This is a genomic window from Parasphingorhabdus sp. DH2-15 (assembly GCF_051668705.1).
Classification (GTDB): domain Bacteria; phylum Pseudomonadota; class Alphaproteobacteria; order Sphingomonadales; family Sphingomonadaceae; genus Alterisphingorhabdus.
The window spans coordinates 1,733,724-1,758,599 of the sequence record NZ_CP196351.1 but is presented as its reverse complement, the minus strand read 5'-3'; the positions used below and the strand labels follow the sequence as shown (position 1 = coordinate 1,758,599).

At 49.9% G+C, this 24,876-nt stretch carries 25 protein-coding genes; 13 read left to right on the top strand and 12 right to left on the bottom strand.

The window, feature by feature from the left end; translation table 11 throughout:
* Positions 1-21 precede the first annotated feature (21 nt).
* From ACR9YC_RS08145 to ACR9YC_RS08110, 8 genes are all read right to left on the bottom strand, one after another.
* Positions 22-918 (bottom strand): SDR family NAD(P)-dependent oxidoreductase, encoded by an 897-nt coding sequence (locus tag ACR9YC_RS08145; RefSeq protein ID WP_438726159.1) that lies wholly within the window; start codon positions 916-918, stop codon positions 22-24.
* 149 nt (positions 919-1,067) lie between these two features.
* Positions 1,068-1,766, bottom strand: a complete 699-nt coding sequence (phoB, locus tag ACR9YC_RS08140) for a phosphate regulon transcriptional regulator PhoB (RefSeq protein ID WP_438726157.1) — start codon at positions 1,764-1,766, stop codon at positions 1,068-1,070.
* A 28-nt stretch (positions 1,767-1,794) separates the two neighbouring features.
* On the bottom strand, positions 1,795-2,502 hold the full coding sequence (gene phoU / locus ACR9YC_RS08135; protein ID WP_438731704.1) for a phosphate signaling complex protein PhoU: 708 nt from the start codon (positions 2,500-2,502) through the stop codon (positions 1,795-1,797).
* A 30-nt stretch (positions 2,503-2,532) separates the two neighbouring features.
* A complete protein-coding gene (gene pstB, locus ACR9YC_RS08130; RefSeq protein WP_438726155.1) occupies positions 2,533-3,312 on the bottom strand; it encodes a phosphate ABC transporter ATP-binding protein PstB in 780 nt (259 codons plus the stop codon).
* An 8-nt stretch (positions 3,313-3,320) separates the two neighbouring features.
* On the bottom strand, positions 3,321-4,613 hold the full coding sequence (gene pstA, locus ACR9YC_RS08125) for a phosphate ABC transporter permease PstA (RefSeq protein ID WP_438726152.1): 1,293 nt from the start codon (positions 4,611-4,613) through the stop codon (positions 3,321-3,323).
* Complete coding sequence (pstC, locus tag ACR9YC_RS08120) at positions 4,606-5,985, bottom strand: phosphate ABC transporter permease subunit PstC (RefSeq protein WP_438726149.1); 1,380 nt, start codon at positions 5,983-5,985, stop codon at positions 4,606-4,608. The genes pstA and pstC overlap by 8 nt, the downstream gene beginning before the upstream one ends.
* 74 nt (positions 5,986-6,059) lie before the next feature.
* A complete protein-coding gene (locus ACR9YC_RS08115) occupies positions 6,060-7,103 on the bottom strand; it encodes a substrate-binding domain-containing protein (protein WP_438726147.1) in 1,044 nt (347 codons plus the stop codon).
* A 120-nt stretch (positions 7,104-7,223) separates the two neighbouring features.
* Positions 7,224-8,534: an ATP-binding protein gene (locus ACR9YC_RS08110; RefSeq protein ID WP_438726144.1), complete on the bottom strand. Its 1,311-nt coding sequence runs from the start codon at positions 8,532-8,534 to the stop codon at positions 7,224-7,226.
* 215 nt (positions 8,535-8,749) lie between these two features.
* Between ACR9YC_RS08110 and ACR9YC_RS08105 the strand changes: the two genes are divergently transcribed.
* From ACR9YC_RS08105 to ACR9YC_RS08055, 11 genes are all read left to right on the top strand, one after another.
* Positions 8,750-9,178 (top strand): hypothetical protein, encoded by a 429-nt coding sequence (locus tag ACR9YC_RS08105; protein ID WP_438726142.1) that lies wholly within the window; start codon positions 8,750-8,752, stop codon positions 9,176-9,178.
* Positions 9,179-9,251: 73 nt separating this feature from the next.
* Positions 9,252-9,599: an HPr-rel-A system PqqD family peptide chaperone gene (locus ACR9YC_RS08100; RefSeq protein WP_438726140.1), complete on the top strand. Its 348-nt coding sequence runs from the start codon at positions 9,252-9,254 to the stop codon at positions 9,597-9,599.
* A gap of 1 nt (position 9,600) precedes the next feature.
* A complete protein-coding gene (locus ACR9YC_RS08095) occupies positions 9,601-10,470 on the top strand; it encodes an HprK-related kinase A (RefSeq protein ID WP_438731701.1) in 870 nt (289 codons plus the stop codon).
* Entirely contained in the window at positions 10,467-11,498 is a 1,032-nt protein-coding gene (locus tag ACR9YC_RS08090) for a nucleotidyltransferase domain-containing protein (protein ID WP_438726138.1), read from the top strand. Before ACR9YC_RS08095 ends, ACR9YC_RS08090 begins: the two co-directional genes overlap by 4 nt.
* Before the next feature lie 156 nt (positions 11,499-11,654).
* Complete coding sequence (glmU, locus tag ACR9YC_RS08085) at positions 11,655-13,019, top strand: bifunctional UDP-N-acetylglucosamine diphosphorylase/glucosamine-1-phosphate N-acetyltransferase GlmU (protein WP_438726136.1); 1,365 nt, start codon at positions 11,655-11,657, stop codon at positions 13,017-13,019.
* Between the two features lie 130 nt (positions 13,020-13,149).
* Positions 13,150-13,704, top strand: a complete 555-nt coding sequence (locus ACR9YC_RS08080; protein ID WP_438726134.1) for a homing endonuclease associated repeat-containing protein — start codon at positions 13,150-13,152, stop codon at positions 13,702-13,704.
* 33 nt (positions 13,705-13,737) lie between these two features.
* Positions 13,738-14,118 carry a ribbon-helix-helix domain-containing protein gene (locus tag ACR9YC_RS08075; RefSeq protein ID WP_438726132.1) on the top strand — a complete coding sequence of 127 codons (381 nt, stop codon included), beginning with the start codon at positions 13,738-13,740 and terminating at the stop codon, positions 14,116-14,118.
* Entirely contained in the window at positions 14,115-14,495 is a 381-nt protein-coding gene (locus ACR9YC_RS08070; RefSeq protein WP_438726130.1) for a PIN domain-containing protein, read from the top strand. The genes ACR9YC_RS08075 and ACR9YC_RS08070 overlap by 4 nt, the downstream gene beginning before the upstream one ends.
* Before the next feature lie 20 nt (positions 14,496-14,515).
* The gene (gene glmS, locus ACR9YC_RS08065; protein ID WP_438726127.1) at positions 14,516-16,339 is read left to right on the top strand and encodes a glutamine--fructose-6-phosphate transaminase (isomerizing); all 1,824 of its coding nucleotides are present in this window, start codon (positions 14,516-14,518) and stop codon (positions 16,337-16,339) included.
* Entirely contained in the window at positions 16,336-16,704 is a 369-nt protein-coding gene (locus ACR9YC_RS08060) for a GFA family protein (protein WP_438726124.1), read from the top strand. The genes glmS and ACR9YC_RS08060 overlap by 4 nt, the downstream gene beginning before the upstream one ends.
* Positions 16,705-17,353: 649 nt before the next feature.
* The gene (locus tag ACR9YC_RS08055) at positions 17,354-19,156 is read left to right on the top strand and encodes a putative bifunctional diguanylate cyclase/phosphodiesterase (RefSeq protein ID WP_438726122.1); all 1,803 of its coding nucleotides are present in this window, start codon (positions 17,354-17,356) and stop codon (positions 19,154-19,156) included.
* A 21-nt stretch (positions 19,157-19,177) separates the two neighbouring features.
* On the opposite strand, the gene purQ is transcribed toward ACR9YC_RS08055, so the two are convergent.
* Positions 19,178-19,852 carry a phosphoribosylformylglycinamidine synthase subunit PurQ gene (purQ, locus tag ACR9YC_RS08050; RefSeq protein WP_438726119.1) on the bottom strand — a complete coding sequence of 225 codons (675 nt, stop codon included), beginning with the start codon at positions 19,850-19,852 and terminating at the stop codon, positions 19,178-19,180.
* Positions 19,852-20,091 (bottom strand): phosphoribosylformylglycinamidine synthase subunit PurS, encoded by a 240-nt coding sequence (gene purS / locus ACR9YC_RS08045; RefSeq protein WP_438726117.1) that lies wholly within the window; start codon positions 20,089-20,091, stop codon positions 19,852-19,854. The genes purQ and purS overlap by 1 nt, the downstream gene beginning before the upstream one ends.
* 192 nt (positions 20,092-20,283) lie before the next feature.
* Between purS and ACR9YC_RS08040 the strand changes: the two genes are divergently transcribed.
* Complete coding sequence (locus ACR9YC_RS08040; protein ID WP_438726115.1) at positions 20,284-20,412, top strand: hypothetical protein; 129 nt, start codon at positions 20,284-20,286, stop codon at positions 20,410-20,412.
* Positions 20,413-20,427: 15 nt separating this feature from the next.
* Here ACR9YC_RS08040 and ACR9YC_RS08035 read toward each other — a convergent pair whose 3' ends face one another.
* Entirely contained in the window at positions 20,428-23,376 is a 2,949-nt protein-coding gene (locus ACR9YC_RS08035; RefSeq protein ID WP_438726112.1) for a M16 family metallopeptidase, read from the bottom strand.
* A 54-nt stretch (positions 23,377-23,430) separates the two neighbouring features.
* Positions 23,431-24,213, bottom strand: coding sequence for a phosphoribosylaminoimidazolesuccinocarboxamide synthase (gene purC, locus ACR9YC_RS08030; RefSeq protein ID WP_438726109.1), 783 nt, complete (start codon positions 24,211-24,213; stop codon positions 23,431-23,433).
* A 197-nt stretch (positions 24,214-24,410) separates the two neighbouring features.
* Between purC and ACR9YC_RS08025 the strand changes: the two genes are divergently transcribed.
* Complete coding sequence (locus tag ACR9YC_RS08025; protein WP_438726107.1) at positions 24,411-24,863, top strand: hypothetical protein; 453 nt, start codon at positions 24,411-24,413, stop codon at positions 24,861-24,863.
* Positions 24,864-24,876 lie beyond the last annotated feature (13 nt).

The following is a 24,876-nucleotide window of genomic DNA, read 5'->3' as shown; positions in this document are numbered from 1 at the left end:
CCGATCTTTACAAATAACTGCTTAGGATTGCAGCAACTTCATAATCGCCATGGATTGTTCTGAACCTGATTGCGGAACAATCTCGCCGGTGCGATCTGTAATGCGGTCAAATGCCGCTGCTACGCCTTCGACGGTCCGCTCATTTTCCGGCAATGCTACGCCAGGTGTCATGGTCACATAGGCTGCGTGATATGCGCCAGCGCCAGCGCCAATAATCATATTGGTCGGTGAGTCTTCGCTGACCAGATACAGTGCCGCAGGGGTAACATTGTCCGGCGTAAATGCCTTAAATGCTTCTGGCGGGAAAATATCTTCGGTCATGCGTGTGCCAGCAACAGGCGCTAATGTGTTGACTTTGATATTATATTTTGCGCCTTCAAGATATAACGTCTTCGTGAGGCCAGCTAGGCCCAGCTTGGCGGCACCATAATTGGCTTGGCCAAAATTCCCGTAAAGGCCGGTTGATGATGCGGTCATCAAGATACGACCATAATTTTGTTCGCGCATGGTTTCCCAAACGGCTTTTGTCGCATTGCCGGAGCCATTGAGGTGAACGTCTACAACAAAGGTGAAATCCTGCGGGTCCATTTTTACGAAGCTTTTATCACGCAAAACACCGGCATTGTTGATCAGGATATGAACGCCGCCCCATTTTTCTTTGACTTTGGCAACCATCTCTTCCATCTGTGCAAAGTCGGTCACCGAACCGCCATTGGCCATAGCGACGCCGCCAGCAGCTTCAATTTCTTCAACGACTTTGGCTGCTGCGTCAGATGCGCCCGTGCCATCACGACTTCCACCCAGATCATTGACCACCACTTTCGCGCCGCGACGGGCCAGCTCAAGTGCATATGACCGGCCAAGGCCGCCACCAGCTCCTGTTACGATTGCCACTTTATCTGCAAAACTAATGGTCATTATTCTCTCCTTTGCGAAACAGCTTGAATATACGGCCTCTGTCGAAGCCTTTATAGGGAATTTGCGCTGGCAATCACGCCCAGCCGCGACTTTGTCAAGCCGGAACCGTTAGGTTTTTTAGCAATTTTCGAGGCATTTATTGCTAAAACTTAGCCAATAGATTCGCTATCCAAAGCGTAACCTGCCGAACGGACGGTACGGATTATGTCGGATTTGCCATTTGCGTTGATGGCTTTTCTAAGCCGCCGGATATGCACATCAATAGTACGAATTTCTATGTCACTATCATTGCCCCAAACGGCATCGAGGAGCCTTTCGCGTGAAAACACCCAGCCAGGGTGCTCAAGAAAGTGGCGCAACAATCGAAATTCTGTAGGGCCCAAGGGAACGGTTTTGCCGCCACGTTTGACCTTATAGCCTACTGTATCCATTTCTATGTCGGCATAAACCAATGTTCCACCTGCCAGAGCAGGGCGCATCCTGCGAAGAACGGCATTAACGCGGGCGATGAGTTCGCGCGGTGAAAATGGTTTGGTGAGATAGTCATCAGCGCCGATATCCAGACCACGTATACGGTCTTCTTCTTCGCCGCGCGCTGACATCATGATGATGGGAATATTGGCTGTTTCATTATTTCGGCGCAGGCGGCGGCATACTTCAATGCCGGACAGATTATCAATCATCCAGTCAAGCACCACAATATCAGGCTGTTGCTCAGTAACGATCAGCAATGCCTCTTCACCATCGGGGGTTTGGCTGATGCGAAAATCCTGCTTTTCGAAATGGAAGGTGATAAGTTCAGCAAGCGCGGCATCATCTTCAACCAGTAATATATGCGGTTTCGACATAGCTTATTCCAATCAATAGGTCTTCAAATCAGTCAGTCATATCTAGCGGGTCACTGCCGCGATCCCGGTCGATAATGGCCCGGCCAGTTATCGCAAAATACACCATTTCGGCGATATTTGTCGCATGATCGCCAATGCGCTCAATATTCTTGGCGATAAACATAAGGTGCACACCAGAATTAACATGATCTGGTTTGGCAATCATTTGGTCAACAAGGCCTCTGAAAACGGCGCTATAATAATCATCCACCAGCTTATCGCGATTGCACACCTGCATCGCAAGATCGGCATCGCGCTGCGCATAGGCGTTGAGTGCATCGCTGACCAATCGGATCGCCGCCTTTGACATGGGCTCCAAGCCATCGGCTGTCTCTGCCCAGTCAATATCGTCCAACAAGGGGACACGTTTTGCGATGTTTTTGGCGTAATCGCCAATACGCTCAATCTTATTGGCGATTTTCAATGTGGAAACAAGCACACGCAGATCGTCTGCCATGGGCGCTCGCAATGCCATGGTTTGAATGACTAGGCGGTCAATTTGCCGCTCGAGATCATCAATCTCTTTATCCTTGATGATGGTTTGGGATGCCAGAGCTTTGTCATTCCTCAGCAATGCCGTCATTGCATCGGTGATGGCCAGTTCTGCCCAGCCACCGATTTCAGCCACAAGGCCGCGCAGGCGCACAATGTCGCTATCAAACGCTTTAACCGTATGTTTGGTGGTATTGGGTGTCATCATGATCTTATATGGTCTTTTACTGTCCCATTAGCCATAGCGGCCGGTAATATAGTCGCGGGTCTTTTCCTGTTGCGGGTTGGTGAACATTTCCGAAGTCTCGCCATATTCCACCATATCGCCCAGATGGAAAAAGGCGGTACGCTGTGAAACACGGGCGGCCTGCTGCATATTATGCGTAACGATAACAATGGCATATTTGCCGCGCAGTTCATGGATCAACTCTTCGATTTTTGCCGTTGCGATTGGGTCAAGAGCCGAACAAGGCTCGTCCATCAATATGACTTCAGGATCGACGGCAATCGCCCGTGCGATACACAGGCGCTGCTGTTGACCGCCGGAAAGCGCAGTGCCGCTCTCTGACAGACGGTCTTTAACCTCATTCCACAGGCCTGCTCTTTGCAGTGATTTCTCAACAATTTGATCCAATTCCGCCTTATCAGACGCAAGCCCATGGATGCGCGGGCCATAGGCAATATTGTCATATATGGACTTGGGGAAAGGATTGGGTTTCTGGAAAACCATGCCGACACGGGCGCGCAATTGCACCACATCCATGCTGGAGGAATAAATATCTTCCCCATCCAGCATGATAGTCCCTTTGACGCGTGCAGAAGGGATAGTGTCATTCATGCGGTTTAATGTGCGCAAAAAGGTTGATTTTCCGCAGCCTGACGGGCCAATAAATGCCGTCACATTTTCCATGTCAATATCGATGGAAACACCGTTAATGGCTTTCTTCTGGCCATAGAAAACCTCAATATCTCGCGCCGTCATTTTGGGGTCAGGCTGGACTGTATTCTGGGTCATGCTTGTGTTTACCATCTCGTTTCAAATCGGTTGCGCAGATAGATCGCTAGCGCGTTCATGGTGAGCAGGAAGATCAGCAATATGATGATCGCCGCGGATGTTTTCTCAACAAATCCACGGTTAATCTCGTCTGACCAGAGAAATATCTGCACCGGCAAAACGGTGGACGGGTCTGATAGGTCGCCCGGCGGAGTTGCGGTAAACGCCCGCATGCCGATCATCAGCAGGGGTGCAGTTTCGCCAAGCGCGCGGGCCATACCGATAATTGTGCCGGTCATAATACCGGGAATGGCGAGGGGCAGGACATGATGAAAAATCACCTGAACCTTGCTGGCACCAATACCCAAAGCCGCTTCGCGAATTGATGGCGGAACGGCTTTGACAGCGTTTCGCCCTGCAATCACGATCACCGGCATAGTCATCAGAGCCAAAGTCAAACCACCCACTAAGGCCGAGGAGCGAGGCAGGGCCATCCAGTTCAAAAAGATAACAAGTCCCAATAGCCCGAAAATGATGGAGGGTACGGCTGCCAGATTGTTGATCGATACCTCAATCAAATCGGTCCAGCGATTGCGCGGCGCATATTCTTCGAGATATACCGCCGCCAGAACGCCGACGGGGAAGGCGAGCATCAAGGTCACCAACATTGTCATCAAAGAGCCTTTAAGCGCGCCCCAAATGCCCACCAAGGCCGGGTCAACGCCGTCTGATTTGGTCAGAAATGGGATGTTGAAGACTGAGCGGATTTTGTCTGATGACTGCAATATCTGATATTGTTCGGCCAGTTCCGGAACATCATCACCCTTGTTGAGCCGATCAAGCGGAGAAGATGCTGAAACCCAGATCGTGTTCTTCTCATTGATAATATCAGGGTTGCTCATAATGGCACTGCGCACTTCGGTCCACACCGAACGGCCAAAGATTTTGCGTCCCTTTTCGCCATATTCATCGATAATTGCTGTCTCTACGGCCTGTCGCAATTCCAATGATGCCAAGGCAGCATCACCTGCTTCACCAGTGAAATCTTCTGGTTTCGCATTGCCAGAAATCGCCGCGAGATCAACGGGCAGAGCAACCTCTGTTCGTTCAAAGCCCTTTGCGCCATTGCCGATCATAACCGCGAGGAGAAAGACCAGAAACGCGCAGGAAATAATGATCGCAGCCAACCCCAAAAAGCGGAAGCGGGTTTCTGCAGCATAGCGCTTCTTGATACGCTTGCGCATGGCATCGCTTTTCCAGTCGGTTTTGGTGCTGTACAAGGTACCAGAACCCGCCGTGGTCGCTGTCATGGTCTCACTCATAGCTTTCCCGATATCTCTTCACGATCTGCAATGCGACGATGTTGAGGAACAAAGTTACAAAAAACAAAACCAGACCCAAGGCAAAGGCCGCCAATGTCATTGGCGAGTTAAAGTCCGAATCGCCTGTGAGCAATTGGACAATTTGCACGGTGACAGTGGTAATGCTGTCAAATGGGTTGGCAGTCAGATTGGCCGCATAGCCAGCTGCCATCACCACAATCATAGTCTCGCCAATGGCCCGGCTTACTGCCAGCAATACACCGCCAACAACGCCGGGCAAAGCGGCGGGAACGAGCACTTTTTTGATAGTCTCGCTATTGGTAGCGCCCATTGCGAGTGATCCATCACTCATCGCGCTTGGCACCGCGGCTATGCTGTCATCAGCCATGGATGACACAAAGGGAATGATCATAACCCCCATGACCAGACCAGCGGCCAAAGCGGATTCTGCAGACGCATTGGTAATGCCGATCATCACCGCAAATTCGCGCAACGCTGGCGCTACGGTCAATGCGGCAAAATAGCCATAGACCACGGTCGGCACACCGGCCAAAATCTCAAGGATAGGTTTAACCCATCGGCGGACTGCCGGGGCGGCATATTGGGTCAGATATACAGCGGTCATCAGGCCAAAAGGTATCGCAACCAGCATGGCAATGATGGCGCCGATAAAGGCCGTGCCCCAAAAGAGCGGAATAGCGCCAAATCCATCAGCAGTGCCAGCCTCATTCACTTCGCTGCTGGGGTTCCACTGTGTCCCGAACAGGAATTCAAAGGGCGAGACCATGTTGAAAAACCGTATCGACTCGAAGATCAGTGACGCGAAAATACCGACAGTCGCCAAAATCGCGATCAGCGACGCGATCAACAGGGTCATCATGACCACGCGCTCTACTTTGTTGCGCGCGCGAAAATCCGGGCGAATGCGGGTGAAAGCAAAGGCCGCTCCCGCAAAGCCAAGCAGCAGTGATGCTGCAATACCTATCCATTGATAATATTGGGTCGCTGCGCCGTATAAGGGAGCGAGTGTCTCTGCCTCAGCTTTGAAAGCCTGTGTCTGCTGGCCGGTACCCAAAGCCCGTGCTTCGGCCAATATGGCGGCACGCTCAAAACTGTCATCTGGCAGATTGGCGGCAAGTGGATCAGCCAAGACTGTGTTGGTAATCACCGCTGGCGATACGCTGGACCAGATAAATGCAAATATGGCGACGGGGATCACTGCCCAAAGGGCCATATACCAGCCATGATAATTGGGCAGTGAATTAAAGCTGTGTTTGCCCTGCGCGACAAAGCGATTGGCTTTTGCCCGGCCAAACAGCCAGCCAATAAGGCCCAGCGCAACAACAAGAAATAAAAGGGTAAAGGGAGACAAACGGTATTTCCTTCAGAATAGTCCAGCAGGCAAATGGTGCAGCATAGAGATGATATAAATCATGTGCTTGCTTACTATTCCAACGCCTCAATTGACAATGGCGGCAATGTCCGCAGCCTTTCAATCATCACTTGGCGCAGCGGGTCCGGCATAGCAATCATCCCTTCTTCGGACAGATAGCCGGTCCGCGTGCCTGCGGTCAAAAACTCCATAATATATTCGTCCAGCCCGTTGATAATATCAATATGGCGCTTTTTCACATAGATATAGAGCGGACGCGCTCCGGGATATTCGCCGGATGAAATAGTGTCATATGTCGGATCGACACCATTCACTTTAACGCCGCGAACCTTATCAAGGTTTTTCTCCAGATACCCATAGCCGAAAATACCGATACTACCGGGGTTGCTGATCAGTTTCTGAATGATCAAATTGTCATTTTCGCCGGTTTCTACATAAACGCCATCGGTCCTGACATCCGTGCAGATTTCATTAACCCGCTCTTCGTCGCTTTCCTTCAAGGCTTGCATCGCCGGGTTTTGCAGACAACCAGGCTCCATCATCAAATCGGTGAGGGATTCGCGTGTGCCAGACGTCTTGGGCGGGCCGTAAATATATAGCCGTGTTTCTGGCAATTCGGCGGCAACATCTGACCAAAGTGCACTACCATTGGGCTTGCCATAAGGCTGCGCTGCAATCGCCTGATAGATTTGTGGCAGATTGACATTCAAATCTGCTCCTTCACGCGATTGTGCCAAGGCTACGCCATCAATGCCCACCTGAATTTCAACCACATCCTCAACGCCTTTTTCTTTGCAGCGCTTGAGTTCTGACGCTTTCATTCGGCGCGATGCATTAACAATATCGGGGAAGCTGGCGCCAATACCGCTGCAAAATAGCTGAATACCGCCGCCCGTGCCGGTTGATTCCAATATGGGGGAGGGGTTGCGGCCAGTTTGCGCAAATTGATCAGCAACCGCTTTGGCATATGGAAAGACTGTTGAAGACCCGACAATGCGGATTTCATCGCGGCTGGTGCTTTGAACCAAGCCTGCTTGATCCTGACAAGCGGTCAGTGCCAGACAGGCGATAAGCAATGGAAACGCATTAAGACGCATTAAAGAGCACCCGCAAATGTGAGAGGATCAGATAATCCTAGGGTGCTTAGGGTCTGCCAGTTTATCGAAAATGACAGATATGTTGCATTTTAATGAATTTTACCTGCTCTGTGAGACCTTTCACATGGCCTTAGCCTGTGTGGGTTCAGCCTTTGTTGTTGCGTTATCACCCTCTATTATGGTGGTTTTTTCGACCGCAATAGGCAGTGAAATTGTTATCCTAGTCCCTGTGCCAACAATGCTGTCAATTTCCAGCTGGCCGTCATGGCGGTGCACAATATGTTTAACAATGGAAAGTCCCAGCCCAGTGCCGCCAATGGCGCGGCTGCGGCCCGAATCGACACGGTAGAAGCGCTCTGTCAGCCGCGGTAAATGCTTTGGATCAATGCCGTCGCCCTTATCGGCCACTGTCAACCGCGCCATATTGCCATTACGGCTTTTGCGCAATTTGATGGTGACAGGGCTTTTCTTACGACCATATTTAAAACTGTTGGTCACCAGATTTTGCAGCATTTGTGAAAGCTGTGAATAATCCCCGCGGACATGCATTGGTGTTTTGGGCAGATCGGCCACCAGATTATCTTGGCCGCGCTGGACAAAAATACCCTCGACATCGCGGATAAGCGTTTCAAGCGAGACGATGTTCTCAGGTGCTTTGAACTTGTCAGCTTCAATGCGTGAGAGAGAGATAAGATCGGCAATTAACTGCTGCATGCGGGTTGCTTCGCCAGCCATCACTTTCAGGAAGCGTTCGCGTGTTTGCGCATCGTCTCCGACGCCATCTTCACTCAAAGTTTCGATAAACCCAATGATAGAGGATAGAGGCGTGCGCAATTCATGACTGACATTGGCAACAAAGTCAGTGCGCATCTTCTCAATCGCATAGGTGCGTGATTGATCCCAAAGATATACGATACAGTCATCGGGGCCTAAAGATGTAACATTAAGTTCCCAGCGCTGGTCAGGGGCACCGATACCCACCAGTTCTACCGGGCGACTCAATGGCTGTTCGGCATGCCGCGATATGATGTCTGTTGCGGTGGGGTGGCGAATGACCAGACGGACATCTTCACCATCAACGGCATCACCCAACATTTCCAGCGCGGCCTTATTGCTCTGGCTGACCGTCATATCAGACACGATCAAAATAGGATTGGAAATGCCATTGATGAGCTTTTGCCACTCTTCCCGCCCTTTTGGCGTTTCTTCTTCTTGATCATCCAATATCGGAGCACTGGCGTCCATATTGCGTACTGTTGGCGTTTTCTGATCCAACCCGATTGCTAATGCGACCAGCCCTGCGGCAATGATAATGGCCGTACGCTCCACTATTCCAACAATTTCTGTCGCCAGAATAGGTGCAACGACAATGATGACACTCGCGATGAGCATGCGCATCGGGCGCGTTTCAGGGTCCAAAAATATAGCCAATTTGTCTCTCATTAGGGCCGAATTACCGCGTCCCTCTCAGTGCGGTAGCGCTTCCCGATTGTAAAAGGAGAATCGCGGTTAAGATAGTACAGATTTTTGTCCCGTTTGTGCACAATCCAATTGAGCATATACGGTTTTACTCGATTTTTTAATCAACTCATAATAGAGGGTAATTTGTTTGTAGCCGTATGTGCGGCTTTGGAGATATAGATAAAATGCATGAAGACAGTTCAAACGGGGGCGAACAGGTTTCTTCCCATGATAAGAGCGATATTGAAGTGGGCAATGCTTCCAAAGGACCAGCTATACCGGCTCGCCGCGCACTTATTCTTGGCGCTGCGGCAACCTCTGCCGTGGTTAGCGTTCGCCCTGCCATGGCTCAAACCGCATATTCGGTGCTTACTTGCCAGATAACTGTGCCTTCACCTCAAGATGGGCCTGTATATATTGATCAGTACGGCAATATTGTCGATCAGACTGCACCTGGCGCAACAGTTTTGCCGCCACGCACTTTTACAGGTCAGGAGATTTTAGAGGGTCGTCATCAAAGAGGACCTCGCGCCTATCGTGATTTAATCGGCAAGCTACAACCGGGGCAGAGCGGTTTTACATGCTATGCATCTATACAAGGGCGTAGGATTTAACCGACAAAAAATAAGCATATATTGCACCTTCTGGGGCCCAGCAATTCGTCAAGCATCGGGTTGATATAACTATATGACCGCAATGCATTATATGATTGATCCGTCAAGTGAATGGCAAAAAGTCAGTTTGGATGAGATGGACGTGCTGTTTCATCGCCCTTCTGGTCAGACCCATATTTTGATAGAACCTGCGCCGCAAATCTTTGATTGTTTGATAGAAGGTGCGACAACCTTGCAGTCCATCCATGATCGGCTGGCAAGCCTCTACACATATGAGCTGGAAGACGTTGATGGTGAGGTTTTAACGGGAGAAAGTACAGACGAAACTGTATCTGTATATCAGGTGTTGGAAGAACGGTTGGAAGAGATGGTTGCGCTCGGTTTTGTGCATTATGCAGAGCATAAACCGGAAAATGGATAATATGCGTCATCATTGCCAAATTGCGGTTGGCCCTGCTGTGTTCCGAGTTGGATCGGATTGGCGAGCACCAATCACGCAATTGCAAAGCCTTTACAGCCATTATCCCAAAGCTGAGGGACAAGTTCCCGATTTTACTGTTCGACTGGAAGCGCAGCGCTGGTGGCGACGTTTTGTCAGGCCATCTGTGCATATTTCCGGCGATTATATGCTGCCAGACGCCAGCCCTTTGCCGCTGGCTCAGGGGCTATTGGCAGCAGAAATGGCTATGAACTTGCAAATGGCTATGGGTTGGCGGCGCCATTTGCTGCTCCACGCCAGTGCTGTTGAACGCGATGGCAAAGTGCTGGTGATGACTGGCCTTTCAGGATCGGGAAAGTCAACATTGTCCGCCATATTGGCAGACAATGGCTGGCGTTTTTTCGCTGATGAATTCGCCCTTTTGGGAATGGAAGATGGTCATATCTATCCTTTCCCGCGGCTGGTCAGCCTGAAAAACAGCGCGATACCGGCGATGGAGCACGTCATAGATGATAAACGCCGCTTTGGGCCTTTGCTAAAAGATACGCCAAAGGGTGATATCCGGCATCTGATACCGCCCAGATCAGCGGTGAAGGCGATGGGTAAGAGCGCTCCACCAGTGCTGTTGCTTTATCCCAGTTTTGGCAAAGCAAAACAAATACGCGAAGTCGCGCCTACAGAGAATTTTCTGCGTCTGACACAGGCTTCCACCAATTATGTGGCTTTGGGTGAACCGGCATTTCAGGCACTCACGCATTTTGTTCAGTCTGTACCGGCCTTTGCTATCGATTATGCCAATGCTGATGAGGCGATGGCATTGATTGCCGATCTTTGGCCCGAAGGTGCAGCATGAAGGCAAGCAAACTTCTTGCACAATGTCTTGCGCAACCGGAAAAACTGAAAGCGCATGATGATAAGGCATTGACTGCCATCATCACCGCTGCGCGGGCAGAAAGGTTGCTAGCAACTTTGGCGTATCGTGCCGAGGGGCTGGACTTGCCAGATGCTGTACAGGCTATTTTCCGCGATGCAGTTATAGAGTGCGAAAATGTGCACCGCATAGCGATGTGGGAAGTCGATCGCATGCAGCATGCCTTGCGTGATATGAATGTGCGCGTGGTTTTGCTAAAAGGTTCGGCCTATGTTGCTGCTGGTCTGCCCGCAGCAAAAGGCCGTCAGGTTGGTGATCTGGATATTATGGTGCCGCGCGATCAGTTGGATGTGGTTGAGGCAGCTTTGATAAATGCGGGTTGGGAATGGGTGAAGGATGACCCTTATGATCAGCAATATTACCGTGAATGGATGCATGAATTGCCGCCTATGATTCACAATGCGCGTGATGGCATGATTGATGTGCACCATACTATCTTGCCACTGACCGCAAGGCCGACGCCAGATGCTCAAGCCATGATGGAAGAGGCTCTGCCATTGGAGAGCGGCACTTATATTTTGGCGCCGACAGATATGATCTGCCATGCCGCTGCTCATTTTGCGGCAGATGGCGATATGGCTGGCGGTATGCGCAATTTGTGGGATGTGCACGTGCTTTATTCGCATTTCGCCAAAGATGGTGCCTTTGGACAGCAATTGGCGGATCGCGCGCGTCATCATGGTCTTTATGAGGCCGTGTCGCGAACCTTGCGGATGGCGCATGCGCTGTATAGTACCCAAATCGCGCAGCAATTTTCCAGCCGCCTCTCTATGCTGGATCGCTTGTTGCTGCGGCGTGTCAAGGCGCGGGATGGTTGGGGGCGTGAAGGTTACGTCATGACCCGCTTTGCCGTATATGTCCGGTCTCACTGGCTGCGCATGCCGCCCCTTATGCTGGCGCGGCATTTATGGATTAAATGGCGCAAATCTGACAAAGATACGCAATCGTAAAATTGCGAAAAATTCTGCCATTTTTAATATGATAGTGATGGTCTTGGCTTATGGCCTTAGCCCTAGGCAAGATATATACATCTGGGTATTATCAGATGCCAAGGGTAATGAGAGCGTCAATATCAAAGGCGCGAAAGATATTTCGGGACAATTTGTATGACGCACGCATCTTCAACACCGCCATTGGCCGCTGTCATTCTGGCCGCTGGGCAGGGGACACGTATGAAGTCCGACTTGCACAAGGTGTTGCATCCTATTGCCGGCAAACCCATGCTGCGCCATTTGTTGGACAGCATCATGGCTGCGGGCGCGCAAAAGTCAGTATTGGTGGTAGGCGCAAAGCGCGAGCAGGTTGAAGCAGCCGCGCAGGACTATCCGGTTTCTTTTGCTGTGCAGAGCGAGCAATTGGGAACCGGCCATGCCGTATTGCAAGCGCGTGAAGCGCTGGCGGGATTTGATGGTGATGTGTTGGCGTGTTTTGGCGATGTGCCTATGGTACAGGCCGATACCATTGCGCGGATGCAGGAGACGTTGAACGCGAGCGCGGATACGGCCTGTGTTGTTCTGGGTTTCCGGCCCGATGATGCCAAGGCCTATGGGCGGGTCATTGCAGATGATGGCAGCATCACAAAAATGGTTGAATATAAAGACGCTAATGCAGGCGAACGCGCGGTTAATCTGTGCAATAGCGGTCTGCTTTTGGCGCGGGCGGATGATATGTTTGCGCTGCTGGGCCGCGTTGGCAATGATAATGCGCAAGGCGAATATTATCTGCCCGATATGGTGATGATCGCGCTGGCTGATGGTCGCCATTGTGCGGTTATCGAATGTGATGATTGGCAAGTGGCCGGCGTGAACAGCCGTGCTGAATTAGCGCAGGTGGAGCATGATTGGCAAAATCGTCGCCGCGCACAGGCAATGGCAGATGGAGCAACGCTGATCGCGCCAGAGACGATATGGTTCGCCGCCGACACACAATTGGGCCGCGATGTATTGATAGAACCCAATGTATTTTTTGGGCCCGGGGTAACAATTGCTGATAATGTGACAATTAAAGCCCATTGCCATATTGAAGGCGCGCGCTTGGCCAGCGGTGTGTCTGTCGGTCCTTTTGCCAGATTGCGTCCGGGCGCCGTGCTGGAAGAAGACAGCAAGATCGGCAATTTTGTCGAGATGAAGAAAGCAACATTGGGCAAAGGCGCCAAGGCCAGCCATTTAACCTATTTGGGTGATGCAGATGTGGGTGCAAATGCTAATATCGGCGCAGGCACCATCACCTGTAATTATGATGGCTGGTTCAAATATCAGACCGTGATTGGGGAAGGGGCCTTTATCGGCTCCAATTCCGCCCTAATCGCGCCGGTGAAAATCGGACGCGGCGCGATTGTAGGCGCAGGCAGCGCCGTGACCGGCGATGTATCGGATGGTGACCTACGCCTTGTCCGCGCTGAACAGCTGGTCAAGCTAGGTTGGGCGGATCGTTTTAACGATGCGATGCGCAAGAAGAAGGGTGGGGAGTAAAATATCAGATGAGTAGATTTGATATTAAGTTACGAAGAAGAAATATCCCGGAGAAGGAGCTTTTGGATGATCTCCGGCATACAGCTTCTAAGCTTAGATCAAATTCCCTCACACGCATTCAATATATGAATTGGGCAATTTTGGTGCTACCACGATTTTAAGGCGCTTCGGCAAATGGAACAATGCTCTCAAAGCTGCAGGGCTGAGCATCAATAATAGACAAGATATTACGGATGAGGAGCTATTTGAGAATTTAGCTGCCGTCTGGACTAAGCTTGGCAAGCAACCTTTCGGGCGACATATGTCGGATAAGTTTTCGGGGTCTGAATTTTCGTTAGGAACTTATGAAAAAAGATTCGGATCTTGGAATAATTCACTTGTTGCTTTTGGGGGGTACATTGCTGGTACTGGCTCTGAAACTCAAAAACTCATTCCAAATTCAAAAACACGAACGGCAGATGGCAATTCAACTCCACGAAATGTAAACTGGCGTCTTCGAGCCAAGATTCTCATTCGAACAATTGTATTTGCAAGATGTGCGGGGACAGCCCTGCCAAGAATGCTGATTGTGTTCTGCACGTTGATCATATCATTGCTTGGTCTAATGGTGGTGAGACTAAGGAAGAAAATCTACAAACGCTTTGCGAGGTTTGTAACATTGGGAAATCCAACGCATTTTAATTGACATGATATCATGACATGATATACATATATCATTATGACACGAATCCTCGCTGACCTGCCCGATGAAGATATCGAATGGCTCGACAAACTCGCTGAAGAGCAAGGTAAGAGCCGCGCGTCCTTGTTGCGCGAAGCGGTAAGCGCCTACCGCGCGGATACGCCCAAGGATTGGCTTGAAATTGGTTTTGGTGCCTGGAAAGACCGGGCAGATATCGGCGATTCTGTCGAATGGCAGCGGCGGGAACGCGCTAGCTGGACGCGCCCTTGGGATGATGACTATGAAGAGGTGAAAGCTGAATTCCCCGACCTTTTTGATGAAGAGGATGACCGGCAGCGGCAAATCCATCTGGATATGCTGGCTGGTAAATATCCCAAAGCCAAGAAACCTCCTAAAGCAAAGCCTGCCCAAAAGTGAGTGGCTTTACCTTCGATTCCAATATCATCATCGACGCGCTTTCGGGTTATGAGGAAGCGCGCTCTGAAATCAAGCGCTCTACAGAGGGCGGCGCTCGCCCGTGGGTTAGCCGCATGGTGTGGATCGAAGTGCTCTCCAAAGGAACGGCTGAACAGTTGCGAAAGGCCGAGATATTGCTGTCCGGTTTCGGCATGGATGAAATCGATGCAGAAATATCCGCGCGCGCGGCGGCTTTACGCAGACAGCGGCCCCGGCTCAAATCCCCCGACGCCATTATACTCGCCACCGCAATGACACGCGGGCGGGTTCTCGTTACACGAAATACAAAGGATTTTCCTGCAGAGATGCCGGGTATCCGAATCCCCTATAGTCTTTAGAACGAAAAAGGTTTCCCAATATGTGCGGTATTATCGGAATTGTGGGCAAAGAAGCAGCGTCTGATCGTCTGGTCGATGGGCTGAAACGCATGGAATATCGCGGCTATGACAGTGCGGGCGTCTGCACAGTGCATGGCGGACAGCTGATCCGCCGCCGTGCAGAGGGTAAGCTGGCCAATTTGGTGCAAGTGCTGAAAGGCGATGATGCAATTGGCAATATTGGCATTGCGCACACCCGCTGGGCCACGCACGGCGCACCGACAACCAATAATGCCCACCCGCATGCGACGGATGAAGTGGCATTGGTGCACAATGGTATTATCGAGAATTTTAAGGCGCTGCGTGAGGAATTAACTGCGCGGGGGCGCAGCTTTGAAAGCGAAACAGACACGGAAGTCGTCGCGCATCTGGTAAGTGAGCAAGTTGAGGCAGGGCTTTCGCCTGCAGATGCAGTCAAGGCTGTATTGCCGCAATTGCGCGGTGCCTTTGCACTGGCCATCGCCTTTCGTCAGCATCCTGATCTGCTGATCGGTGCGCGTTTAGGTTCGCCTCTGGTGGTCGGCTATGGTGACGGAGAGACATATTTGGGCTCAGATGCGCTGGCGCTGGCGCCGCTTACGCAGAAAATTGCCTATCTTGAGGAAGGCGACTGGGTTGTCATCACCACTGACGGCGCACAGACTTTTGATGAAAGCGGAACAGCGGTAGAGCGCGAAGTGACGACATCTGGTGTGTCTGCAGCATCAGTGGAAAAGGGCAATTTCCGGCACTTTATGCAGAAAGAGATTTTTGAGCAGCCGACTGTCGTTGCGCAAACTTTGCAAAGCTATATCCGTCCGCTTGAGCAGCAAGTGGCGCTGCCGCAAATGGATTTTGACCTTTCGGCCATCAAACGCATCACCATCGTTGCATGCGGCACCAGCTATTATGCCGGCATGGTGGCCAAATATTGGTTTGAGCAATTTGCGCGTGTGCCGGTTGATTTGGATTTTGCATCAGAATTTCGCTATCGTGAACCGGTATTAGAGGCTGGCGGATTGGCGCTGTTTATCTCTCAATCCGGAGAAACAGCCGATACATTGGCCGCACTGCGCCATGCCAAGTCGGAAGGGCAGAAGATTGCCGTTGTTGTTAACGTGCCAACATCATCCATGGCGCGAGAGGCTGATTTGTTATTGCCAACGCATGCAGGGCCAGAAATCGGTGTAGCGTCGACCAAGGCCTTTACTTGTCAGTTGGCGGTACTGGCTGCGGTCGCAGCGCATCTGGCCGTGGTTAAGGGCAAGATGACGCGTGATGAAGAGCGCGAAATTGTCGAGCATCTGACTGAAACACCAGCCGCGCTTAACGCAGCTTTGGACCATGATGAAGATATTGAGGGCATGGCTCACCATGTCGCGCCAGCGCGTGATGTGCTCTATCTCGGACGTGGGCCGGATTATCCATTGGCACTGGAAGGTGCGTTAAAACTTAAAGAAATCAGCTATATTCACGCCGAAGGTTATGCGTCTGGAGAGATGAAGCACGGGCCTATCGCACTGATTGATGAAGCCGTACCAGTGATCGTGTTGGCGCCATCCGGGCCACTATTTGAAAAAACCGTCAGCAATATGCAAGAAGTGCGCGCGCGGGGCGGTAAAGTTGTTCTGATTAGTGACGCGGAAGGATTAAGTGAAGCGGGAGAGGGCTGTATGGCGACCATTGAAATGCCCAAAGTCCACCCTTTGATCGCGCCTATTGTTTACGCGGTGCCTGTGCAATTGCTGGCCTATCATGTTGCCGTAGCCAAAGGTACGGATGTCGACCAACCCCGCAATCTGGCAAAAAGTGTGACTGTCGAATGAAATTAACCGGATCCTGCCATTGTGGCGCAGTGTCATTTGCTTTTCAGGCCAAAGACTTAACGCCTGAAATGGTCGATTGTAATTGTTCTATCTGCACGATGAGCGGATATGTGCATTTGTTCATTCCACATGATGATTTCACGCTTCTGACCGGCCAGGATGCTCTAAGTTCCTACACATTCGGGACTGGTCAAGCTGATCATCTTTTCTGCAAAACCTGCGGGGTCAAAAGTTTCTATCAACCGCGTTCGCATCCAGATGCGTGGAGCGTTAATTACAGGTGCTTAGACGATAATTCGGCGCTTAGCCCAACCATCAGAAAGTTTGATGGGCAAAATTGGGAAAAAACACCGCCACTACACTGAAACAGCGTGAACGCTGTGACTCATGTAAAATAATGATACAATGTTTTTTCATTTTTATCATGCTGGTTACCATTTGCTAACCAGCATGATATACCCATTAGCTGTGTCAAAAAATTCTAACTCTTCGCTGATGCCCGAAAAGCTCACAGTTGCAGGTTTGCTAGGGATTACCACACCGAAAGACGGTGATTGGTCTCGTGTGCGCTCGATCCAAATGACTAGGTTCATGAATCAGAGTTTGACCAGAACGCTTATAAATTTTATGGCTGCACTGGTTATTTTGTATTTTTATTGGGGCGCCGTTCCTAGCTATATTCTACTAGGATGGTCGGCAGTAGTTATCGGCTGTTCTATAGCACTCAATTATGTCGCGGTTAAACCGTTAGACGCGGCCACCAAAATGGTTGACCTCAGAGCGGGTCTTAGAGCAACATTCACCAGTATCTTGCTTGGGATATTCTGGGCTGCTCCGCTATTATACCTAAACATGCAGCCTAATTCGAATGTCGATCTTATGTACTGGCTGGTTTTGGCGGGCTTATTATCCAGCGCGATAATTTTTCATTCCGGGCTGCCGCAAAGTGGGGTCGCATTTATTGCAGTGCTTGGCGCATCCATAACGACGCATTTCACCTTCGCAGAACAGCCTATGTTAGCGCTTGTTGCGGTCATGCTGCTGTTATTGTTCGTATATGCGTCCATACAATTGGCGTATGATTATATGCGCTTTAAAGTCTCGGAAGTCGGCCTAAGTGAGAAATCCGAAGTCGTAAGTCTCTTATTGCGTGAGTTTGAGGAAAGTGGCGCGGACTGGCTGTGGCAAATAGACGCATCACGGCGCGTCATTCATGTCAGTCCTAGATTTGCTTTCGCGCTGGGCCGCAAAGCCAAAGATATTGAAGGCGAGTCATTAATCAAACTTATTGCAGGCAAAGCTTGGGATTCTGGAAATTTCTCTTCAAGCCTGCACGACCTAGCCGAGAAATTGAAACGCCGTGAAAGTTTCAGTAACCTGATGGTGCGCGTCCAAATTGCTGACAAAATACGTTGGTGGGAATTATCAGCATCTCCGAAGCTCAATGAAAGCGGTGTGTTCATGGGTTTTCGCGGCGTTGGCTCTGATGTGACCGAACAGCGCGAATCTGCTGATAAAATCTCCCATATGGCGCGTTTTGACACATTAACGGGGCTGCCCAACCGATTGCAACTGACCGAGGCGCTTGGCAAGGCGATGCAAGGGACAGAAAGCAGAAGGAAGCGCTGCGCCTTTTTGATGATCGATCTTGATCGCTTCAAGCAGGTTAATGATACTTTAGGTCACCTTGTTGGCGACCGTTTGCTGGCGGATGTTTCTCGGCGACTGCAAAGTGCGGTTACCAGCAACGAATTGTGCGGCCGGCTTGGCGGTGATGAATTTGCGGTCCTTATAAAAGACGCTCCTGATTCTGCTTATGTTGAACAATTGTCCAACAAGATTATCGACGCTTTATCGCGTTCCTACGAAATTGATCATCACACGGTATTCATCGGCGCGAGCGTTGGCTCATCCATGGCCCCTAGAGATGGCAAAACCGTGGAAATGTTGATCCGGAATGCTGATCTTGCGCTTTATCAGTCGAAAGCCAAGGGCGGGAACAACTACCACCCTTATGAACCACGATTGCATGCACGTGCTGAAGAACGCCGCGTGATGGAAATCGCGCTGCGTAATGCACTCGATAACAATGAGTTTACGCTGAATTATCAACCAATTATCCGTTCAAAATCAGAAAACATATCCGGCTTTGAAGCATTATTGCGGTGGAACAATCCGACATTGGGTTTTGTCTCTCCGGCGAAATTCATTCCCTTGGCCGAGGAAACCCGTCTTATCGTCTCAATAGGCCATTGGGTTTTGCGGACTGCATGCTGGGAAGCCAAAAATTGGCCTGACGGCACCCGCGTCTCTGTCAATGTCTCGGCCGAACAATTATGTGATCCCAAATTCATGCCTAATCTGGTTCAGATATTGGCAGAAACCCAATTGCAACCACAGCGCCTTGATATTGAAGTTACAGAGAGTATCTTCCTCAACGAAGGCACCATGGCAGTTGATGTGCTCGATCAGATATTGGCGCTAGGCGTTGGTCTATCTCTGGACGATTTTGGTACCGGCTATTCCTCACTGGGTTATTTGCGCAAGACGCGTTTCACCAATATCAAAATTGATCGCAGTTTTGTTCAAGGCGCGGCTAAGGATGTACCAGAAAGTCTGGCCATTGTTCGTGCCGTTGTCGCTATGGCGGACAGTCTGGGTATGTCGACAACAGCAGAAGGTGTTGAAAGCGAAGAAGAAGCGCAGAAAATCGTCAAGCTCGGCTGTAAGAAGATACAGGGCTATTATTATGGCCGCCCAATGCCTGCTGGTGATGCGCGTGCGTTATTTGGTGTCGAACAGCAACTAATTGCTTGATAGCCGCAATAGCCTGTTGTTTCAGGCTGCGACGCTTAAACTTTCCAGAATTGATTCCATTATCAAACGTCCATGACTGCTGCCACATAATGGATCAACCGCACGTTCAGGGTGCGGCATCATACCAATAATCTTGCGATTTTCGCTAACAACACCGGCAATGTTCCGCACAGAACCATTGGGGTTGTCTTTATACCGAAATGCGACACGAGAATCATTTTCCAGTCGATCCAAGGTGTCTGAATCGGCAAAATAATTGCCGTCATGATGTGCGACCGGAATAATATAATCTGCTGTATCATCGAGGTTTTTTAGCAGATCACTGCTATTGGCATCTACCCGCAAAGTTACGTCACGACATACAAAGTCCAGATTGGCGTTACGCATAAGTGCACCGGGCAACAGACGTGCTTCTGTTAATATTTGGAAGCCGTTGCAGACACCCAATATGGGCACGCCTTTTTTGGCCAAGCGGAGCAATTCTGGCATAATTGCAGAACGCGCAGCCATTGCGCCGCACCGCAAATAATCACCATAAGAAAACCCGCCAGGCAGGGCTATAAAATCGATACTGTCAGCAAATTGGGTCTCATCATGCCAGATGATGTCCGGCCTTGTGCCAGTTAGGCTTTCCAACGCCACGACCATATCACGGTCGCAATTTGAACCAGGAAAGCGGACAACGGCCAAACCCATTAGCCATTCTCCATTCTGACAATGGAATAATCCTCGATCACAGTATTGGCCAACAACTGCTCGCACATTTTTCCGATCTCTTCATCAGATAACGTCTCTGATACATCCAGATCGATCACGCGTCCGCAGCGAACGTCATTAACACCATCAAACCCCATATTGGACAGCGCATTATGTGTCGCTTTGCCTTGAGGATCAAGGACACCATGTTTTAGGCTTATATAGATTCTAACCTTCATGATGCTGCCTTATAGATCAATTACATTTCATTTTTCGCTAGCGATTATCTATTCTGTCGGCAAGCACTTCTGCGCTGATTTCCACTGGCTTAGCGCTATTTTAACCTTTCTGGCATAGCTGAAAGAAACCAAAAAAAAATCTGAACATTATTCTATGATAGCAGGTGGGTTATGGCAGGGTTGGCAGTAATTATGTTTATCGCTCTTTTCGCATTTGGTGGCGAATTGATGGGTTGGCGTGACCCTGATGGACAGGTCCAACTGGCTTTGTTCATGTCATTTTTATTCGGCATTATCGCGGCGTATCGTGCGCGCGGATAATGGGCCAATAAGGGACTAGCTACTCTCTTTAGTCATAGCTTCTTGATAGCTGGAATGTATCACCTCGACGATGAGAGGTTCCTGACCAAGATATTTTACAGCCAGTGCCATAATCTCCTTGCTCTGACTATTCTCTAAAACACTTTCCAGCTCGCGGTAACGCTTGAGTGCTCGTTGATCGGTCTGTGCTTCATCAACTATGGACAACCATCCACCATTATTGGTTTCGCGCAGTTTTACGCGTTCCAACAGTGGTTTGCGTGCGCGTAGTAGCTCATCTTGCGTAATCGGCTTTTCTGGAAAGCTATTAACAATGCGCGATATGGCTTCCGCGACTTTTTCACGGTCGCCATAATCGACATTGCTGCCAATGGTGAAGTACCCATAATCAGGGTAGGTTGCAGAAACAAAGCTGCTTGCAGATGGTGAATAGCTTGCGCCCAGCTCCTCGCGTATCACTTCGGTCAGTCGCAATTGAATGATTTGCGATAAGAGTCGTAAAGCAACTGTTTCACGAAAATCGTCATTGTCTGTCGTTGGCCAGTAAAACCGCAATATTGCCTGTTCCGGTTCCCCTTCATGATAGACAAAATGCCGACCTCTTTGCGCAGTAAATTCCCGGTCAACCAGCTTGCTTATATCCTGACGTTCTGCATTTCGGGTCGGTAAAGCTCCGAATGTGCGCGCAATTTGTGCGATGATCTCGGCTTCATCGATTGAACCAACCACGCCAATTTCTATACTGCCATGCGCAAAACTTGGTGAGATTGCGGCCTGTAGGGCATCAAATTCAAGCGCTTCAAGCTCTTCTTTGGTCGATATGGAGAAACGCGGGTCATTGTCTGACAAGATGGCCCCAATCTCGCTGCCAAAAGCAGAGTCGGGAGTTGCTTTTAACTGAGCGAAATAATTGTCAAAGCTCTGGCGGTAGCGGTTCAGTGCTTCTTGGCGATAACCAGGGTCTGTAAGATAGGCCGCCAGGAGCTGCAACTGCAATAGGCTATCCTGCTGGGTTGTTGTAAAATATCCGCCAAAATACTCTGTACCAGCATCAAAACTTAAAGATACAGAGCGGCCAGCCAATATGCTCAGCAGTTCGTCAACCGAATGCTCTGCTAAGCCGCCACTGGCAAAAACCTCCATCAATGTGGTTAGATTTGGTTCATCGCGGGTATTGAGAATATTGCCGCCATCAACGCGTAAGGAAATCCTGACTCGGTCATCCTCAAAGTCGGTTTTCTTGATATTCAGCCGCACATTATTAGCAAAGGTCAATGTACGTATATCAAGATCAGCAATACGCTCGTCTTTTACAACTTCGCCAGCCGGTCCAAAATCTTCATAGGCAAAAGCCTTGGTTTCTTTCGTCTCCGGCGCTGTAAGTGGTGCCTGCATAGCGGCAGCAAAACTTTGCCGTATTGACGCAATACCCTTTGCAGGTTGTTCTTTGGCAGTGATGTGAATGAGTGGGTTTGAAAGGTCGGCCAGATCCTCTTTCACCGCAGCCAAAACCGCGTCAGGCGTAATATTGCTGGCGATCACTTGAAATCGCTCTAGCCGTTCTTGCGGAGAGGTTACCAATGTATCGTTCAATGCAGCAGAAACGATCAACCCAGCCAAGCGGTTATTAGAGCGTGTTTCCGCAGATTTGACCGCATTGGTAAAGCCTGTGCGGTAATTGGCTATTTGTTCGTCCAGTTCTGCCTGGGTAAAACCATATTCTAAAGCGGTGCGGATGACGTTTTGCGCCGCCGCTATGCCTTTATCCAGTTCGCCATCGCGGGTGGAGATGGTCAGACTGGTTTGGCGAGCAAGCTCAAAAACATCATCGCTGCCAATATTTGCGCCCAAAAATGGAGCGTCACCAGTACGCAACAAGCGGCCAATTCTGCGGCCAATGATACGATAACCGACATTGCGCAAAAACCCTTTACGCCGGTTAAGCTGCGTGTCGGGCACATCTTGATAGGGTCGGAATGCGACAAAGGATGCACTTTCCCCAATCGCAGGATTGATAAATATCGAGTCCTCTCCGCCGCGTTCGAAGTCAACGCTGCCATTGTCCACTTCCACATCAGTTTCGCCTGCGTTGGAACCTGTCCAATCACCGAATGTCGCTTTGATTTTGGCCTCTATTTCGGCAACATCAATATCACCCACAATAACCATTGTGGCCCGATCAGGGGTGTAATGCGCTTCATAAAAGTCGCGTAAATCCTGCGCACTTGCGGTGTCCAAAACAGCTTTTGTGCCGATGGGCAGGCGATCGGCTATATTTGTATCGGGCAGCAGGAATTTGGTCTGCTCAATAAAGTTTTGCAGGCCGAAATCATCGCGCGTTCGCATTTCGGAAAGAATGACACCGCGTTCGCGATCAACGGCATCCTGTGCCAGGGTGATTTCGCTTGCTGTCTCGCGCAGCAAAAAGAATGCCGTGTCTATGAGTTCAGACTTATTATTAGGCAGATCGAGCGTATATCCGGTAGTCTCAAAATTGGTGAAAGCATTGGTGTCGGCGCCAAAGGCCAGACCTGAGCGTTCCAATATTTTGACCATTTCACCTTCGGGCACATTGGTAGAGCCATTAAATGCCATATGTTCCAGAAAGTGCGCCAGTCCACGCTGTTTATCACTCTCCGCCAAAGAGCCAACCGAGATGACAAAGCGCATGGCGACAGTTTCTTGCGGCGTTTCATTATGTCGGATGGCATAACGCATACCATTGGGCAAAACGCCAAATAATGTGCGTGTATCCGGCTGCAAATCGCTCCGGTCAAACCCCCAAGCTTTGGCAGCCTCAGCCTTGGGCGTATAGGTAACGGGTTTCTCAGTTTTGTTTGTCTTGTCGGCACCTTGCTGCGCCAGAGCAGCAAATGGTAGTGCCAATAACGGTAAGGTAAGCGCAGATAAGGCAGCCATCAAATATAGTGGTGATCGCGGCCGCAATTTTTTTAAAAATGTCATATATGCTTATTCGTTACCTTAAGGCGTGCTGTTACAAAAACGCTTTCGTAACAATCATTTGGGCTCTCGTTTTTTGCGATGGCTGTCAAGATCGAGCACTTCATTAGCACTTTGATCCTGAACCAGACCTAAGCGGCGAGCGACCTCTTGATAGGCCTCAACCTCTCCGCCTAAATCGCGGCGAAAGCGGTCCTTATCCAGTTTTTCATTGGTTTCCATATCCCATAACCGGCAACCATCTGGGCTGATCTCATCGGCCAATATGATCCGCGAAAAATCGCCATCAAACAAACGCCCAAATTCCAGTTTGAAATCAATAAGCCTGATGCCGATGCCGGAAAACAGTCCGCACATAAAATCGTTGATGCGGATAGCCATGGATGAAATATCCTGCATTTCTTCCTGTGTTGCCCAGCCAAAGCAGGAGATATGTTCTTCGGCTATAAGAGGGTCGCCCAGCGCGTCATCCTTATAGCAATATTCGATCAGCGTATGGGGCAGGGGCTGGCCTTCTTCTAGACCGAGCCTTTTGCAGATTGAACCAGCGGCCACATTGCGAACAATGACCTCAACCGGAACGATTTCAACCTGACGCACCAATTGCTCGCGCATGTTTAAACGGCGCACAAAATGCGTTGGAATGCCAATATGGCTCAGGCGGGTGAATACATATTCGCTGATCCGATTATTGATCACACCCTTGCCGTTAATGGTGCCCTTTTTCTCAGCATTAAATGCCGTGGCATCATCTTTGAAATATTGAATAATCGTGCCCGGTTCTGGGCCTTCATATAATATCTTGGCTTTGCCTTCATAGATTTGGCGGCGACGGGTCATAATATTCTCTGATAGGCTACTGGCGCTGCATGATTGCACGCGAGTTGGCGGGACAGCCGATTGCTCGGCCTATAGTCGATCAATAGCCATGGTGCAATTCGTGCGCGCAGATTATAGACAAATTGCAATGGAATAGTGAAAGCGGCTTTGGCTCCGCTGATGATGTCGCAAAATGAATATCCAAAAGGAGCACCCATATGGATGATTTTTCAACAATAGATGGTGTTTTGCATACGCTTTATGCGTGTATTTCCGGTCCGGCAGGCGGGCAAGATTGGGAGCGAGACAAAACAATCTACCATCCTTCTGCATTGATTACGCGCACGCGCATCGAGGATGGAAAGCCAATAGCCTATTGTTTTGATTTTGACGGATTCCGAGATGCCACCATTCCGCTATTGGCTGGCCGCAGCTTTTACGAGATTGAAACCGCTCGGCAAACGCGCGTGTTTGGCCAAATAGCCCATGTCTTTTCATCCTATCTGGCAAAGGACAGCCCGGAGAGCGAAGAAGTGCTGTTCCAAGGCATTAATATGATTCACTTTTGGCATGACGGCATCATTGGTAAAAGCGGCCGCTGGTGGATCATGTCCATCATATGGGATAATGAGCGTGATGGGGTTGGTATAAATTCTGATTGGTTTGATTAAGCCTATTTATCAG